Below are 15,979 nucleotides of genomic sequence, written 5' to 3'. Positions count from 1 at the left end.
TCCGCCTCATGGACGTTCAGGGCTTCCACCATGTGGCCATCCAGGCGCGGGATGTGGAGCGGGTGACCGCCTTCTACCGGGACCTGCTGGGGCTGTCCGAGCTGACCCGGCACCACCGCCCGGATGGCTCTTTGAGGAGCATCTGGGTGGGGGTACCTGGCGGGGGGTTTCTGGCCATTGAGGCCGCGACAGGCACCCCCGAGGAGCTGCCCTTCCGGCACGAGCGGCCGGGGCTCCTGCTGCTGGCCCTGCGCATCCCTCGTGCCGCCCGGGCCTCGGCCGTGGAGGCCTTCTCCCGGGCGGGGGTGCCCCTGGAGCACGAGACGCGCTGGACCTTCTACGTCCGGGACCCGGAGGGCAACCGGGTGGCCCTCAGCCATCACCCGGAGGACTGACAGGGCACAACCGTGACGGGTCGTCTTGCGAAAGGCGAACCCCCTAGGTATCAAGCGGGGAGACATGCGCCTTGGGGAACTGCTCATCCAGGAGAAGCTCATCACGTCCCAGGCGCTCGAAGAGGCCCTGGAGGCGCAGGTCGTCCACGGCGGGCGCCTGGGGACGAACCTGCTGGAGCTCGGGCTCCTGTCGGAGAAGGACCTGGCGCGCATGCTCGGGCAGATCCACGGGTGCGCCCACTCCTCCGGGACGATGACGCCGGAGCCCCAGGCGCTGGAGCTGGTGGATCTCAACGACGCGGACAACAAGGACTACCTGCCCATGCGGGTGGACGCGACGAGGCTGAGCCTCGCGGTCATCAACCCGCATGACTACCCGACGCTGGACGCGTTGGCGTTCAAGACGGGCAAGCGGGTGGTGCCGGTGGTCATCCCCGAGTTCCGGATGAACCAGCTGCTGCGCCGCTACTGCAAGGCGTTCCGGCCGCTGCGCGCCATCGACATGAACTCCGTCCGGCCGTCGAAGACGGTGCAGGAGGCGTCCGGCGCGCCGGCGAAGCCCACCAAGTCGACGGAGCTCATCAGCGAGGAGGAGTTCCAGTCCGTCTACGCCCAGGCCCTCACCGGCGGCGCTCGCTCCGAGCTGATCAACGAGCTGCTGGAGGCAGAGGAAGAGGTCATCACCGGGGAGGAGGTTGTTGCCGAGGCCGCCGCCGAGGAGGAGGAGGTCATCACGGGCGAGATGGTGGAGGAGGAGGTGGCGCCCGAGGAGGTGTATGTCCCCATCCCCACCGCGCAGCCCGAGCGGCCGCCCCTCGCGATGTGGACGATCCCGGTGGGCACTCCCGTCCTGGAGGATGCGCACCCTGCTGCGAACAGGCCTCCAGTCCCGGACCACGCGCTGCCGTCGGCCCCGCCCGTGACACCGTTCCGGCCCGCTCCCTCGGAGCCTTCGCCGCCCGTGCCGGAGCTCCCGTTCATTCCCGCCCCCGCGGACACGCCCGCGCGCCGGCCCACCACGGGCTTCATCCCCATCCCCTCGGACGACGGCACGATGCGCCCGGCTCAGCCGCTGAACACGCTGCCTCCCGTGGCGCCGATCGTCCCGCCCGTGGCTCGTCCCGCCGCTCCGCCCGGACAGCCTCCGGTCAAGGCGCCACCCATGGCCGCGAAGCCTGGCGTCGCGGCGCCTGGGAAGCCGGCCACCGCCGTGCCTGGGCATCCTGGCGTCGCGGCACCAGGGAAGCCGGTCGCCGCACCTGGGAAGGTCATCACTCGCCGCCCCGCAGCCACGGCCCGCCCGGCGGCCCCGAAGCCGCTCACCTTCGTGGAGGCCCAGGCACAGCTCGCGCAGAGCTCGGATCGCGAGGACGTGGCCACCACGGTGCTGCGCTACGCGGTGGGCAAGTGGCGGCGGTGCCTGCTGCTGTCCGTGCAAGGCAACCTGGTCACGGGCTGGCACGGGATGGGCAGGGGTGTCCGGGACGCGGCGGTCCGCCGCATCGGCGTGGCGCTGCGCGAGGGGAACACCTTCCGGCTCGTGCGAGACACGCGCTCGCACTACATCGGCCCGGTCCGCCGGGACACGGCGATGAACGTCTTCTACCGGCTGCTCGGCGCGGACAAGCGGCCGGAGCCGCCCTTCCCGAAGACGTCGGTGATCCTCCCGCTGCTCGTGCGCGGCAAGGTCGTCCACCTGCTGTACCTGGACAACGGCCCGGAGCAGCTCACCACGCCGGATGTGGGTGAGCTGATGATCCTGGCGCAGAGCGTGGGCCGCTCGTACGAGGAGATGATCCGGCGCCGCAAGAGCGCCTGAGCCGCTACTCGTCCTCCTCGCTCTCGAAGTCGACGCTGAAGTTGACGCGCTGGTTGGGCTCGACCAGGAAGGACTTCTGCCAGCGCGCGCCGTTCACCGTGACGACGAGCCGGTGGTAGCCCTCGTAGAGATCCAGCTCGTCGACGGGAGCCTTGCCCACGTTGCGCCCGTCCACCTGGACGGAGGCCCCCTCGGGGGCGCGCACGTTGACGAAGCCCTTGCTCAAGTAGATGCGGACGGTGGTGCGGCCCTCGGGCGCCACGGTCACCGTGCGAGAGGTCTGGATGCCCAGGGCCGGGTTGCTGAGGGACAGCACGTGCCGGCCGGGCGGCATGGGCAACGTCACCGGCGTGCGCCCGAGCACCCCACCATCGGAGAGCAGGGCTTCCACACGCGGATCCACGATCAGCTCCAGCGAGGGCTCGGTGCCGGCATCCACGCCGCCATCCATGCCCGCATCCGCCACCCCGGCGTCCTCCACCAGCACCAGGACGCCAGCGTCGGCAGGCATCCCCGCGTCGGCGAGGTCCAGCAGCAGGTCGGCGGGAGGCGGGGCGGTGATGGTCAGCGGGGTGTCACTGGCCTGCCAATCCTCGAGGCCTGGGATGTTCAGCGGGAGTCTGTCACGGGCCACGACGACGGCCGCCGCCACGGAGATCAGGGCCAGCGAGGCGATCACCAACGGGAGGCGAGAGCGAGGTGCGGGCGGAGCCGGCGTGGGAGGCACGGGCGCCGGTGCGGGTACCGCCGCCACAGGCTGCTGGGGCGTGAGAGGGGGGGCAGCAGCGGGCGCGGGCGCTGCAGCGGGAGCCGCGGGAGCCACGGGACGGAGCGTGGTGGAGCTCGTCGTCGCAGGAGCCGCGGCCGGGGCCGGGGGCCTGGAGGGGTTGGCGGCGGGGACCGTGGGGACCTTGGTGGACGACGGAGGAGGAGCGGCGGGGATCTTCGGGAGCTGGGTGGACGACACCGTGGCCGGAGCGGCGGGCGCGACGGTGGGCGCCGAGCCCGTCGCGGGCTTGGGAGCACTCCCATGCTTGAGCGCCTCGGAGATCCCGAACTCGAGCACCTTGCCCCGCGCCGAGCGGGCCTCGTCGGTCACCGGGAAGAGCCGGTTCATGAACGTCGAGAGGACGTCCTGCGGCGGCAGCGCGCCCATGGCCTCGATGATGGCCTCGCGCAGGGCGAGCGCGGAGGGGTAGCGCTCATTGGCGCGCTTGGCGGTGGCCTTGTGCACCACCGCGTCCAGCCCGCGCGGGATGTTCAGCGGCAGGGCGGGGAGCGCCTCGGTGAGCGTGGCGGTGTCGGCGTCCTTCGCGTCCTTGAAGGGGATCTTCCCGGTGAGGAGCTCATAGAGGGTGAGCCCCAGGAGGAACACGTCCGTCTGGATGTTGACGGCATCGCGCCCGCCGAGCAGCTGCTCGGGCGCGCTGTACTTGCGCCGGTTGCGCACGCGGCGGCCCCCGCGCTCGCGAGGCGCCACACTCAGCGCCCCATAGCCCGTCATCTTCACCACGCCCGTGAAGGAGATGATCAGCGTCTCCGGCCGGACGTCCCCGTGCACCAGTGGCGTGCCGTCATCGTTGCCGGCCATGTGCGCGTAGTGGATGCCCATGGCCGCGTCCGCGACGATCTTCGCGGCCAGCGGAGGCGGAATCCGCGGCGTGACTTCCATCACCCGGCGCAGCGTCTCGCCGTCGGCATACTCGGTGACGCGCGCCAGGCCTTGCTCCAGCGTCGCCAGGCCGTGCACGCGCAGGATGTTGGGGTGCTCGAAGACGAGCGCGCGGTTCGTCTCGCGGCGCAGCTTCTCCGACAGATCCGCGTCTTGAGCCACCTCCTGCGGTGCCCAGATGAGCACCACGGGACGAGGAGGAGCGCCCTCCTCGAGGGCCAACCCGAGGAACGCGCGGGAACCCTCGCCCGACAACAGCGGACCGAGGGGCTGATAACGAACCTGGCTCATGCGGTGATCATGCTAGAGGCGTTGGCCTTGGAACGGGAGGGTGATGTGGTACCCATACCGTCCCCGGCGTACGAGCAACAAGACGCTACGTCCCCGTCTCGCCGTCAGCAGGGCCTCTCGGAAGGCCTCCGAGTGAGGGATGGGTTGGTTGTTGACCCTCAGGATCACGTCTCCTGGCTCGAGGCCCGCCTCCTGGGCGATCGAGCCTGGCCGCACGCCGGAGATGGCGAGGGAGCCACGAACCTCCTTCACTCGCAGTCCTAGTCGATCCCAGGCGAGCGACTCGATGAGCCGAGGAGGAAACTCCACGGGAGTCACCTGGAGTGTGCGCAGGCCGCCTTCGCGGAAGAGGACCAGGGGAAAGGGAGAGCGGGCCGGGTAGCCGCGCACGCGGGTGTCGAAGTCCTCCGAGTCGCTGATCCGCGAGCCCGCCATCTCCGCCACGACGTCCCCTCGGCGGACTCCTGCCTGCTCGGCCGGGCTGCCGGGCTCTACGCTGGCCACCAGCGCTCCGTACGAGCGATCCCAGCCGAGCTGTGCGGCGACTTGACTCGGCAGATCGACGGCGTCAATCCCCACCCACGCGGGGCGCACCTTCCCGAAGCGCGTCAGCTCCTCGACGATGCGCCGCACCTTGTCCGCGGGGATCGCGAAGCCGATGCCCTGTGCGCTGGCGAAGATGGCGGTGTTGATGCCGATGATCTCTCCATCCACGTTGAGCAGCGGCCCGCCCGAGTTGCCGGGGTTGATGGCCGCGTCCGTCTGGACGAAGTCGTTGTAGACGGTGCCGTCCTCGGCGCGGAACGTGCGGCCCGTGGCGGACACCACCCCCGCGGTCACCGTCTTGGACAGACCGAACGGGCTGCCGATGGCGATCACCGTCTCGCCAATCATCAGATCCGAGCTCGTGCCCAGCTTCGCGGTGGGCAGCGGCTCCTTGGGGTTGACCCGGAGCACCGCCAGATCATTCGGCGAGTCGCTGCCGAGCACCTCCGCTTCCAGCGTGCGGCCGTCCGCCAGCACCACGTGGATGGCGGAGGCGCCACGGATGACATGGTCATTGGTGACGATGATGCCGGAGGCGTCGATGATGGCGCCGCTGCCGAGCCCCTGCACGCGCCGCCGCTCCTCGCGCCCGCCGCCGAAGAAGTCCTCCAGGTAGGAGCGCCGACCTCGGAAGCGCGTCTCCACCTCCTGCTCGGTGCCGATATAGACGACCGCGGGAGAGACCTTCTGGACCACCTCGACGATCGCGTCCCGGCGGCGCGCCAGATCCGCCTGGGCGCTGGAGGCCAGCAACAACGCAGTCAACAACCACCCTTTCATACCTGCGACCCTCATTCCATACCTCCCTTTACACCCCAGGTGTTGAGCGAGCGACGGCAGGACTGTCGGGAACCCCGCAGCATTCCCTGGGCCGTCTGGATGCGGTGTGCGGCTCTTTAATAGATCAAGTACTCGGGTGGCGGTGGGTTTGAGGGGCCCCTTCACCGGCGCCGAGGAGTGGCAGAGATGAGTCTCGTCCTGGTCGCGGACGATGAACCGGCGGTGCTCGAGGTCTTGAGCCAGGTGGTGGAGGACCTGGGGCATGACGTGCTCAGGGCCCGGGATGGGGAAGAGGCGTTCGGGCTGGCGCGTGCCAAGCGGCCTCAGCTGGTGGTGACAGACCACATGATGCCGCGGTTGAGCGGGCTGGAGCTGTGCCGCCGGCTGCGAGGCGATGAGCTCCTCAAGGACGTGCCGGTCATCCTGCTGAGCGCGGTGCTCCCGCAGGGAGCGCCAGAGGCCTCGGCCTTTCTGCACAAGCCCTTCGAGATCACCGACTTCGAGGCGGTGATCCGCCAGAAGCTGGCGCACCTGCCAGAGCCGCGCCTGCTGTCAGAGTCCCCTCCGGTGGAGGCGCTGGGCCACTGGGTGGCGCAGACGCTCCAGGGGCCGCTGGCGGCGGCGCGCGAGCACCTGCAGCGGTTGCAGGCGGCCTCCGCGGTGGATCGGCAGGCAGTGGAGGCGCTGGGAGCACAGCTGCGCTCGATGGAGTTCGTGAGCAGGAGTCTCCAGGAGGCGGCGCGGCTGGCGGCAGGGAGCGTGACGCTGCAGTGCGTGGCGGAGGATCTCTTGCCGCACCTGCGACGCGCGGTGGAGGCATGGCAGGCGCAGGAGCCCCAGGTGGCGATCCACCTCACCGTGCCGGAAGGGCCGGTGGGGCTGCACTTCGATCCCGAGCGCATGCGCCAGGTGTTCGACGGGCTGCTGGCCAACGCGGTGCACTACGGGAAGGGCCGGGGTGCGGTGCGAGTGGAGCTGCTCGCCGCCCATGCGCTGGTGACGGTGCGGGTGCGGGACGAAGGGCCTGGCTTCACGGAGCAGGAGCTGCCGCGGCTGTTCGCGCCATTCCAGGCCCGGCCGGACGACGGGGGCACGGGGCTGGGGCTGTACATCGCCTCGGAGCTGGCGCGCCTGCACGGTGGCGCGCTGTCGGCGGAGTCCCTTCCGGCGAAGGGCTGCACCCTGAGCTTGCTGCTGCCGCGGGGCTGATCAGGCGCGCTGAGACTTCAGCATCCAGCCGATCATCTTGTAGAGCAGCCGCGCGCCCACGTTGCCGTCCCACTCTCCGCCCTCGGGATCGGGGGCGACCTCGGTCAGATCGAAGCCGACGATGGTGCGCCCCGATCGGACGACGCCCGCGATGAGGGCATTGGCCTGGGGGAAGGAGAGGCCGCCGGGCACGGGCGTGCCGGTGTGGGGGCAGAGGACGGGATCCAGGCCGTCGATGTCGAAGGAGAGGTACACGTGCTGGGGGAGGTGGGAGACGAGCTCGTCCACCAGCCGGTTCCAGGGCACGCCGTCGAACTGCTTCTGCTGGAGCGTGGCATCGAAGTAGGCGTGGATGCGGCCGTTGGAGAGCTCGATGAGCTGGTGCTCCTCCTCGCTCATGTCGCGGATGGCCACCTGGACGAGCGACTTCACGCCGGGCAGGCGCTGCACCACGTTGTACATGATGGAGGCGTGGGACCAGGTGAAGCCCTCGTAGGCGTTGCGCAGGTCGGCGTGCGCATCGAGGTGGAGGACACCGAGGCCAGGATATTTCTCGGCGTGGGCCTGGATGGAGCCGAAGGAGATGGAGTGATCCCCGCCGATGGCACCCACGTGCTTGCCCTTGTCGAGCCACTGCTTCGACGTGCGGTAGACGAAGTCGTTCATCTTCTCGGAGAGCTGGTTGACCTCGGCGGCGGCGGCGCGGAGATCAGGCTGGTCGGCGTGCACGCCACCGGCCTCGATGACGAGCTGGGCGCGCTCCTTGGCGCGGGTGTTCCAGGCGCGCAGGTTCTCGGACTCGGGGAGGAGGGCGATGCCACGCTCGTAGGGGCGGCCGGTCTCCACGTCGAAGAGGTCGACCTGGCGGCTGGCGTGGAGGACGGCGCCGGGGCCCTCGGAGGTGCCGCCGCCGTAGCTGGTGGTGGCCTCGAAAGGGACGGGGACGAGGACGACCTGGGCCTCGTCGGGAGAGTGGGGGAGGCCGAAGATGCCGGAATCAGGGGAGGCGGCGGCGCCGGGGTCGAAGTGGGTAGCCATGGACCGGCGCAGGATAAGCCCCTCGTGCCTGGCAATCACCATCGCTCTGCGCTCGAACGAGCAAGCGCCACGTGGGTAGAATGCCTGGCTCTGCGTTGGGCGGAGCTCAAGGGGAAGTCTACATGAGAGAGGCTGTGGTGAGGTTCGGCTTGGGGCTCGTGCTCAGCGTGGCACTGGTGGGCTGCGGCGGTGACCCGGAGGAGGTGCCTACCCTCCGGACCCTCCGCGTCATCGAGCACGCGGACACGGATGCCGTCACCGACCATGCACCCATGGGGGATTCCGCGGGGGACGTGCTGACGTTCGCCAACCCGCTGTTCGACGAGGACAACACGCGGCAGGTGGGCACAACCCAGGGCTACTGCATCCGAGTCGTGGCGGGGCAGTCCTGGGAGTGCATGTGGACGGCCTTCCTCGACGAGGGGCAGCTCACGGTGGAGGGGCCCTTCTTCGACACGAAGGGATCGACTCTGGCCATCACGGGTGGCACGAGGAACTTCAACGGAGCCCGAGGGCAGATGCAGTTAGAGTTCCGGGATCCGCTGGGCAAGGAGTTCGACTTCATCTACCAGATCCTGCTGGATCCCTGAGTCGAGAGGCGCTTCAGCTCCAGCGCAGGACGACCTTTCCCACCGTCTCGTTGCTCGCCATGCGCATGAGTGCGTTCCGGATGTCCTTTATGGGCCACACGGCATCGATGACGGGTCTCAGTGCTCCTGAGCGAAACAGCGGGAGCAGGTGACGCTCCGCCGCCTGGGTCAGGGCGATCTTCTCCTCCAGAGGCCGGCTGCGCAGCACGGTGCCTGTGATGTGCAGCCGCTTCATCAGGATTGTGCCCAGGTTGACCTGGGTCTTGTTGCCCGCCACCAGCCCCACGAGCAGGGCCCGGCCCTGGGGCGCGAGCGCCTCCAGCGTCTCCGGGACGTAGTCCCCGCCCACGAGATCCAGCGCGAGATCGGCCCCTCGGCCACCCGAGGCCTCGCGCACTGCCTCGGCAAAGCGCGGTGGTGTGCCATCGACAAGCACCGTGCGCTCCACCCCCCATTCTCGTGTGCGCGCCAGCTTTGGCGCATTGCGCCCGGTGCCCACCACGCGCACTCCCATGGCCCGGCACAGCAGCGCCGCCGCTGAGCCCACGCCGCTCGCCACCGCGTGGACCAGCACCGTCTCTCCCAGCCGCATTCCTCCCTGCAGCACGAGCGCGTCGAAGGCCGTGAGGTACGCTTCGGGCAGCGCGGCCGCGTCCGTGAAGTCCATCCCCTCCGGCATGGGCAGGGCCTCGCGCTCATGGACGGTGAGCTGCTCCGCCCAGGCGCCGCCCCCCACCAGCCCCATCACCCGGTCTCCCGGGTGGAAGCGGCGCACCCGCGGCCCCACGGCGAGCACCTCGCCCGCGTACTCCAGCCCGGGAACGTCCGGCGACGCATCCGGCGGCGGGGCGTACTGCCCCTTGAGCTGGAGCAGATCCGCCCGGTTGAGCGCGGTGGCCCGCACCCGGACGAGCAGCTCCGCGGGGCCAGGAGTGAGATCAGAGCGCTCGTCCAGGGAGAGGACCTCGGGACCGCCAGCGCCTGTGGTGCGGAAGACTTTCATGGGAACCTCGGAAGGGGCCTTACCCCATCCAGGGCTCAGCCGTTCCACTCGGTGTAATGCGTCGTCGCCTCGCCCATCGCCAGTCCATGGCGCCGTGCCAGCTGGAACAGGTGGGGAAACGCGGCGAGCTGATACCAGAAAGGCTTGAGATCTTCCCGCCGCCAGAGCGCGTCACGTGCAACGCCGAACGCTCGCCACCACTCGCGCAGCTCCCTCCACGAGCGGATCCGAGGGAGCGCCGTGGTCAACATGACGAGCCCCAGCATCGCGGGCGTGTCCAGATCGGGCTCGGCGATGCCCTGACCGAACATCGCCCGTCCGAGCCGCCCATCCTCCGGGAACAGGAGGAAGCCACTCGTCATCCGCGGGTTGCATTCCAGCGCGAACAGCTCCCCGCTCGCGGTCTCGATGAAGTCGAACCCGAGGCTCCCCGTGAAGCGCGTGCCCTCGAAGAAACGCAGGACCCACTCCCGCGTCCCCGCATGGCCAAGCGGCTCGTAGTAGTAGCCCGGCCCTCCCGGGAACCGGTACCGCGGCTGGTAGCAGACATGCGCCAGGAGCGCGCCCTCCCAGAAGAGGCTGGAGGTGCACAGCTCCGTCCCCTCGATGAACTGCTGCGCCAGCAAGGTTCGCTGGAAGTCGAGGCCCGCGAGCGAGGCTCCTGCCTGGATCACCCGTGTCTTCTGGCCGAAGCGCGTGAAGGCTGGCTTGACGATGAGCCGGGGGTGCTCGCGCAGGAGCATCTCCAGGTGCCCCGGTCCCTCCAGCTGCCACGTTCCCGGCGCGGGCAGGCCCCGAGCGGCAACGCGCTGGTTGAACACCCCCTTGTCATGCAGGGCCACGAGCTGCTCGAAGCTATCCGCCACCACCAGGCAGCGCTCCCGAAGCCGCTCTCCATGCCGCGCCACATAGAGGATCTCCTCCCCGGTGGGCACGAGCGCATCCACCCGGTGCTCCTCGATGAGCGACAGCAGGCGCTGGATGAACGCCTCCTCCTCGAAGCGAGGGGCAGGCACCTGGAAGGAGCGCTCCACTTCACGCGAGTGCCGGGTGGCGTGGGTCGGAAAGGTGTCGCACACGAGCACCTCGTTCCCGGCCCGCTGGAGCTGGCGGACCGCCGCGAGCGCGGGGATGCCGCGGGCACCTGTCAGGAGGACTCGCACGAGGGGTACTTGCGAGGGATCTCGGTCAGGGGCTTCGGGCCCGGCCCCAGCGTGAGCGCCGGGCCCGTGGTCCACTGCCGGAAGTAGTGACGAAGGTAGGAGCGGTGGTACTCATCCTTCGGAGAGAGCGCCGGCAGGTGGATCCACGACACCTCCGGGTAGGCGTGGTGGTTGAGGTCCAGCTCGCGGTGCAGGTTGAGCCAGCCATACGGCCACGGGGCCTGCAAGTTGAAGGCTCCCTTGAGCACGTCCCGCGGCGCGTAAGAGTGTTCCAGGTAGTTCACACCGGACCAGATCGCCCCGGCCGCGGCGTAGAAGATCGCCAGCCGTGCCACGGACAGGCCGGACAGCACGCACACGCCCGTCACCGCCAGGGCACACAGCAGCAGCTCCCCGCGGATCCGCCCGACGCTGATCTCCGGGTGGCGGAAGATGGCCTCGGCGATGTGGAGCCGCTCGGACATGCGCCGGAACACGCCCGGGGCCACGAGCAGCAGCAGCAGGAAGGGAGGGATGATCCAGTACCAGAACCCCACCAGCATCAGGTACCAGCCGATTGTCCGCGCCACGCGCGACTGATGCGGATAGTAGAGGTCGAACATCTCCTGATCGCTGCGGTTCTTCAGGTGATGGCTCCAGTGGGTGATGGAGAGCATCGAAGAAGAGATCGGGAAGAGCAGCCCGCCGAGCACGCCGAGCCAGCGGTTCCACACCGGGTCCGAGTGGAGCTTGAGGTGCGAGGCCTCGTGGAGCAGGGCGAACTGCGTCTGGAAGAGCACGGCGAACACGGCCACGCACAGGCCCAGCGCCCAGCCGCTCTCCACGTGCGCCCCCAGGACGAGCAGCCCCACCAGCGCGGAAAAGACGCTCACCGTCAGGAGCGTGTTCAGGCGGTTGGGGATGCTGCGGAAGTCTCTGGGCGCGCTGCTCATAGGGGCCCCCAGTATCTCCCAAGTCCCGCCACGGTTCAGCGCCGCTCTCGTCGATCGCCCACGATCCTGGCGGGGGACCCGGCGACGATGGCCCACGCGGGCACATCGCGCGTGACGATCGCACCCATGCCCACCACCGAGTGGTCTCCCAGGGTCACCCCGTCGATGACACCTGCGTTGGCGCCGATCCACACGTCCGAGCCCACGCGGATGCCGCGAGACGTCACCGGCTGGTCGCGGAGCGTCCGCTCTGGATCGAGCCCGTGGTTGAAGGCGTAGAGCGTGGCGCCCGTGGCGATGCGCGTCCCGTCACCGAGGTGGATGCCCGCCGTGCCACCGTCCAGGCTGGCACGAGCGTTGATGCTCACCTCCCGCCCCAGGAGCACGGGCCCGTGGACGAAGACCTCCGCCGCGATGCTCGAGCCGGGCCCGACGACAATGGTGCGCCCAGGCTCGGCGAACAGGCGGGCCTCGGGCGCCACGAAGCAGCCCTCCGCGATCTGCACCGTCTCCAGCTCCATGAAGCGCGCCTGCACCTCGCGCTGCCACTCCTCGGCCCACTTCCGGTGGCGAGGCTTCAGCGAGAAGTACAGCCAGGGCATCCACGAGAGCCTCAGCTTGTGCTGCTCTCGGCGGCGGGCGTCGAGTTCTTCCACGGGCCCTGACTTACTTCACTTAGGCGTGGACGGTGAATTCACCACCAACGGAATCTGGATCTGGAACTCGGGCCGGTTCGGATCGCGGGGGAAGTTCACCTTGCTGATGTGGCCCTTCAAGCACTGAGCCAGGTCCGTCGGCGCTGAGCTCGGCTCGGTGACCCGGGTGTCCGTCACCCTCCCGGTGTTGGCGATCGTGAGCACGAGCATTAATCGGGGGATCGAGAGCAGCTCGGTGCGGTGCGCATCGATGCACTTGCGGAGCTTCCTCTGGTGCTTGCGTACCTCCCGGACGACGCCGTCGGCGGTGAGCGGGGCTGGAGCACGCACCGGCTTCGGTATCACCGGCGGTGGGGACTTCACTTCCGCGAGCTGTTCCGGAGGAGGTGGCGGTGGCTGCTCCGCCACGGGTGGAACTGGCGGGACTGGCGGAGTCGGAATGACCGTGGGCGGCAGCTGCGCCACCACGGGAGCCGCAGGAACCGGAGGCGTCACGAAGTACCAGGCCGCGACTCCCCCCAATGCCACCAGCGCCACCGCTGCCAGCGCGCCAATCGCCATGGACAGCCCTGCGCTTCGTGCAGGAGGCGCAGGGGCAGGAGGGGGCCGGCTGGCTTGGGTGACGATCGCAGGGAGCCCCTGGGGAACCGACGGCCGCACCAGAGTCTTCTCGAACCCGACAGGGTCCTCCACCGACGGCGGCGACGGCTGGGCGGTGATCGCCTCGAGCTCGGTAAGCGAGGGGATCTTCGTCTTGCGCTCGACGTCCTCCTGGCCGAACAGCCGCTGCATGTACTGCGCGAGCTGGGACACGCCCGGAACCGAGGGCGTCACACGCAGGAACTCCTCCAGATCGGCGCGCATCTCCGCGGCGCTCGCGTAGCGATCCTCGGCGCGTCGCTCCAGCGCCTTCATCACGATCCGATCGAGGGCCGGAGGCACCTCCGGGCGCGTGTGGCTCGGCGGAGGGATGGGCTGAGCCATCAGCGCCAGCAGCACGCCGATCTCGTTGTCCCGCTCGAAGACCCGGCGGGCCGTAAGCAGCTCATGGAAGGTGACGCCCAGCGAGAACAGATCGCTCCGGGCATCGGTGGGCTCCCCGCGGGCCTGCTCGGGGGACATGTACCCCCACTTGCCCTTCAGCAGCCCCGGCTGCGTCTGCGTCATCCGCGAGGAGGCCTTGGCGATCCCGAAGTCGAGCACCTTCACCGTGCCCTGGTAGGTGACGAAGATGTTCGAGGGGGAGATGTCGCGGTGGACGAGCCCCAGGGGTTGCCCCTGCTCCTGGTAGCCGTGGGCGAACTCCAGGCCCTCCAGGGTAGAGAGGATGATGCGGGCGGCGATGGGGATCGGCACGCCCTCACGCTGGTAGTGGGCGGCGGCGATCACCGCGTCCAGATCGTCGCCCGCCAGGTACTCCATGCAGATGTAGTACCGGTTGTCCGCCACCCCCAGATCCGTGATCTGGACGATGTTCGGGTGGTGCAGCCGCGCCGCCAGCCGCGCCTCGTCCAGGAACATGGAGACGAATTCCCGGTACTGGGTGAGGTGATCAAGCATGCACTTGAGCACCACGTCCCGCTCGAAGCCCTCCGCGCCCAGCTGCTTGGCGAGGTAGATCTCCGCCATGCCGCCCTCGGCGAGCTTGCGGATCAACACGTAGTTGCCGAATCGGCGAGGCGTGGTGACTGGCCGAGTCAAGGGAATCACCGCGGGCGAAGACGTCATGGCCGGCCACTCCGGAGGGTGCGGACCCAGTATGCCTCGCTTTGCCCCGAGACGAGACGGAACACCAGGAGCTCCGTGGGCGGCAGGCGCTGGGAGAACCGGCCCTTGGCGTCGAGCGCCACCGGCTGGCCATTGAGGAACAGCCGCGAGCCAAGCGGGACCACGCCCTCCACGGGCACCTCGCCGCGCCCGAGGCGCTCCCCCGGTCGCGGGCGGCTGAGGGCAAGGCCCCGGCGCTCGTTGTCGTACACCAGCTCGAGCTTGTTCATCCGTCCGCCGGCGAGCTCGTCGCCTCCCGGTCCCAGCGCCGCCACGTACCAGAGATAGCGCCCCTCGCCGAGCGAGCCCGGCTCCAGGATGTACTGGGTCTTGTTCGTCACCCGCTGGAGGATCGGCGTCTTCGCGTCGGAGGCGCGGTAGAGCCGGAGCTGGTAGGTGCGAGCTCCCTCCCGGGGCGAGAAGGTGAAGTGCAGCGCGGGGGCGGCGCTCTGGAAGAGGACGCGGGCGTTGAGGCCCGTCTCCATGACCTCGGCCTTCGGGCTCTCGGCGACGAGCGAGGAGCGGCCGCGGTCCTGCTCGAACCGGGCCGAGCCCTGCGTGCGCACGGCTCCGTCCTCACCCAGGAAGCGCCAGTGCAGCTCACCGCGAGCCGGTGGCTCCACGCGCACCCAGTCCGTCCCCACTCGCCCCACGAGGAGTGGCTCCCGGAAGGAGGCCTCCTGGGCGACCTCGACCCGCAGCGGCCCTCCAGAGGAGGAGGGGACCTGGATCCCCGTCACGGGCTGCCCGTCGGAGAACACCCGCGTCCTGCCGCCCGGCGGGAGCACGAGCGGTGGGACTGGCTCCCGTGCAACCTGAGGCGATTCCGAGGCGCGGCTCATCTTCTCGCCGGCCTGGAGGACCGTGGTCTTGCCATCGGCCACCAGCTCGACCTGGCCGGTGAGGATCGCCACGGTGGCTCCGGCCTGGGGATCGCTCACGGAGACGGTGCTCTGCTCGGAGATCTTGAGCTCCACCTGGCCGCGGCCGTCGGTGAGCTTCAAGGTGTGTTGCCCCGCGCCGAACTGGAGCCGGGCCTTGCCGCGGCTGAGCTGCAGCGCGTAGGTCTTCTGCTCCCCCTGGCGGGAGGCCTCCTGGAGCGACCCTGCCGTGTCCCCGGAGAGGTTCACCTTCAGCTCGTTGGAGGACAGGCGCGCGCTGGCCTTCGCCGGGATCTCGAACGCCGAGCCAGGGCCAAGCGCTCGGGACTGATCCAGGGCGAGCTCCGTGAAGACGGACTCCTGCGCGCCCCGCACGCGGACCTTGCCGTCCTCAGGCTCGAGGGTGAAGACGATCGCCTGCGCGAGCAGCACCTGCACTGGGGGCGGCGCCGCGGGCTCGTCGTCCGAGAGCACGATCTCCTTGCCCATCACGATGGGGACGGTCTGCCCATCCAGGCCGATCACGCGAATGTCTCCGTACTGGAGCGTGAGCTTGGGCTCCTCCTCGCGGAGGTCGAACACGATGGCCGAAGCGGTGAGCAGCTCCGCCCGGCCGAAGCGCCCTGTGACGGTGAGCCCGCTGCCGGGGGCCTGGGGCGAGCTCGAGACGACGCGGCCCTCTTGCAGCTCCAGGGTGAGCGCCTCCGGGGTGCCATTGACGCGGAAGCGGCTGTTCTCGGCCACCTCGACCTCCGCCCCGTTGATGTACCGCACCCGAGCGGTGCTCCCGGGCCCGGTGACCACCGTCTCCCCAGGGGAGAGCGGTTCGTCCGCCTGGGCGGCGCGAGTCGCCGCCTCACGCTGCACCGTGACCTGGCCCTGGAGCTGCGTGAGCTTCGCGATCTGGGGTGCGGCGGGCTTCTTGTCGCACCCCTCGCATCCCCAGAGGAGCAGGAGCAGCGGAAGCGTGAGCGAGAGGGCGCGCAAGGGATCAGTTCTCCTGCGGTGACAGATCCACGTAGAACAGGGCTTGATCCCCAGCGCCCACGTCCACGATCTTCGTCTGCGAGACGTAGCCTCGCGCCTCGAACGTGACGCGGTAGCGCCCGGCCGGGAGGCGGAGCTCGAAGTCCCCCGTCGAACGGGTATGGGTCTTGAGCTTCGTCTCGGCGATCTTGAGGGTGGCTGAGACAGGGCGCCCTTGGGTGGAGCGGACGCGCCCGCGCATCCAGGCCCT

At 69.6% G+C, this 15,979-nt stretch carries 14 protein-coding genes; 4 read left to right on the top strand and 10 right to left on the bottom strand.

All coding sequences use genetic code 11. The annotated features are described in order from the left end of the window. Positions 1-8: 8 nt before the first annotated feature. Entirely contained in the window at positions 9-395 is a 387-nt protein-coding gene (locus VD972_RS26710; protein WP_324991568.1) for a VOC family protein, read from the top strand. Between the two features lie 64 nt (positions 396-459). After that, complete coding sequence (locus VD972_RS26705) at positions 460-2,214, top strand: hypothetical protein (RefSeq protein WP_324991567.1); 1,755 nt, start codon at positions 460-462, stop codon at positions 2,212-2,214. A 4-nt stretch (positions 2,215-2,218) separates the two neighbouring features. Here VD972_RS26705 and VD972_RS26700 read toward each other — a convergent pair whose 3' ends face one another. Both VD972_RS26700 and VD972_RS26695 read right to left on the bottom strand, forming a co-directional pair. Beyond that, the gene (locus VD972_RS26700) at positions 2,219-4,177 is read right to left on the bottom strand and encodes a protein kinase domain-containing protein (protein ID WP_324991566.1); all 1,959 of its coding nucleotides are present in this window, start codon (positions 4,175-4,177) and stop codon (positions 2,219-2,221) included. A 12-nt stretch (positions 4,178-4,189) separates the two neighbouring features. After that, positions 4,190-5,518: a trypsin-like peptidase domain-containing protein gene (locus VD972_RS26695; RefSeq protein WP_324991565.1), complete on the bottom strand. Its 1,329-nt coding sequence runs from the start codon at positions 5,516-5,518 to the stop codon at positions 4,190-4,192. 171 nt (positions 5,519-5,689) lie between these two features. Here VD972_RS26695 and VD972_RS26690 point away from each other — a divergent pair, with 171 nt between their 5' ends. Further along, positions 5,690-6,712 carry an ATP-binding protein gene (locus VD972_RS26690; protein WP_324991564.1) on the top strand — a complete coding sequence of 341 codons (1,023 nt, stop codon included), beginning with the start codon at positions 5,690-5,692 and terminating at the stop codon, positions 6,710-6,712. Here VD972_RS26690 and VD972_RS26685 read toward each other — a convergent pair whose 3' ends face one another. Beyond that, positions 6,713-7,750 (bottom strand): agmatinase family protein, encoded by a 1,038-nt coding sequence (locus VD972_RS26685; RefSeq protein ID WP_324991563.1) that lies wholly within the window; start codon positions 7,748-7,750, stop codon positions 6,713-6,715. Positions 7,751-7,872: 122 nt separating this feature from the next. Between VD972_RS26685 and VD972_RS26680 the strand changes: the two genes are divergently transcribed. Next, positions 7,873-8,340, top strand: coding sequence for an allene oxide cyclase family protein (locus VD972_RS26680; RefSeq protein ID WP_324991562.1), 468 nt, complete (start codon positions 7,873-7,875; stop codon positions 8,338-8,340). A gap of 13 nt (positions 8,341-8,353) precedes the next feature. On the opposite strand, the gene VD972_RS26675 is transcribed toward VD972_RS26680, so the two are convergent. The 7 genes from VD972_RS26675 to VD972_RS26645 form a co-directional block, all read right to left on the bottom strand. Next, entirely contained in the window at positions 8,354-9,343 is a 990-nt protein-coding gene (locus VD972_RS26675) for an NAD(P)H-quinone oxidoreductase (RefSeq protein ID WP_324991561.1), read from the bottom strand. 35 nt (positions 9,344-9,378) lie between these two features. Further along, positions 9,379-10,506, bottom strand: coding sequence for an ATP-grasp domain-containing protein (locus VD972_RS26670; RefSeq protein ID WP_324991560.1), 1,128 nt, complete (start codon positions 10,504-10,506; stop codon positions 9,379-9,381). Beyond that, positions 10,491-11,438: a fatty acid desaturase gene (locus VD972_RS26665; RefSeq protein ID WP_324991559.1), complete on the bottom strand. Its 948-nt coding sequence runs from the start codon at positions 11,436-11,438 to the stop codon at positions 10,491-10,493. The genes VD972_RS26670 and VD972_RS26665 overlap by 16 nt, the downstream gene beginning before the upstream one ends. 35 nt (positions 11,439-11,473) lie before the next feature. Then, positions 11,474-12,040, bottom strand: coding sequence for an acyltransferase (locus VD972_RS26660; RefSeq protein WP_324991574.1), 567 nt, complete (start codon positions 12,038-12,040; stop codon positions 11,474-11,476). Positions 12,041-12,109: 69 nt separating this feature from the next. Then, positions 12,110-13,822 (bottom strand): protein kinase domain-containing protein, encoded by a 1,713-nt coding sequence (locus VD972_RS26655; protein WP_324991558.1) that lies wholly within the window; start codon positions 13,820-13,822, stop codon positions 12,110-12,112. Continuing rightward, positions 13,819-15,729, bottom strand: a complete 1,911-nt coding sequence (locus tag VD972_RS26650; protein ID WP_324991557.1) for a hypothetical protein — start codon at positions 15,727-15,729, stop codon at positions 13,819-13,821. The genes VD972_RS26655 and VD972_RS26650 overlap by 4 nt, the downstream gene beginning before the upstream one ends. A gap of 4 nt (positions 15,730-15,733) precedes the next feature. Continuing rightward, a partial coding sequence (locus VD972_RS26645) for a carboxypeptidase regulatory-like domain-containing protein (protein WP_324991556.1) occupies positions 15,734-15,979 on the bottom strand: 246 nt, incomplete at its 5' end.

It is taken from the genome of Hyalangium sp., from assembly GCF_035629615.1.
Taxonomy (GTDB): domain Bacteria; phylum Myxococcota; class Myxococcia; order Myxococcales; family Myxococcaceae; genus Hyalangium.
Note: the sequence above shows the minus strand (reverse complement) of the source record. Positions and strands in the feature narration are given on the sequence as shown.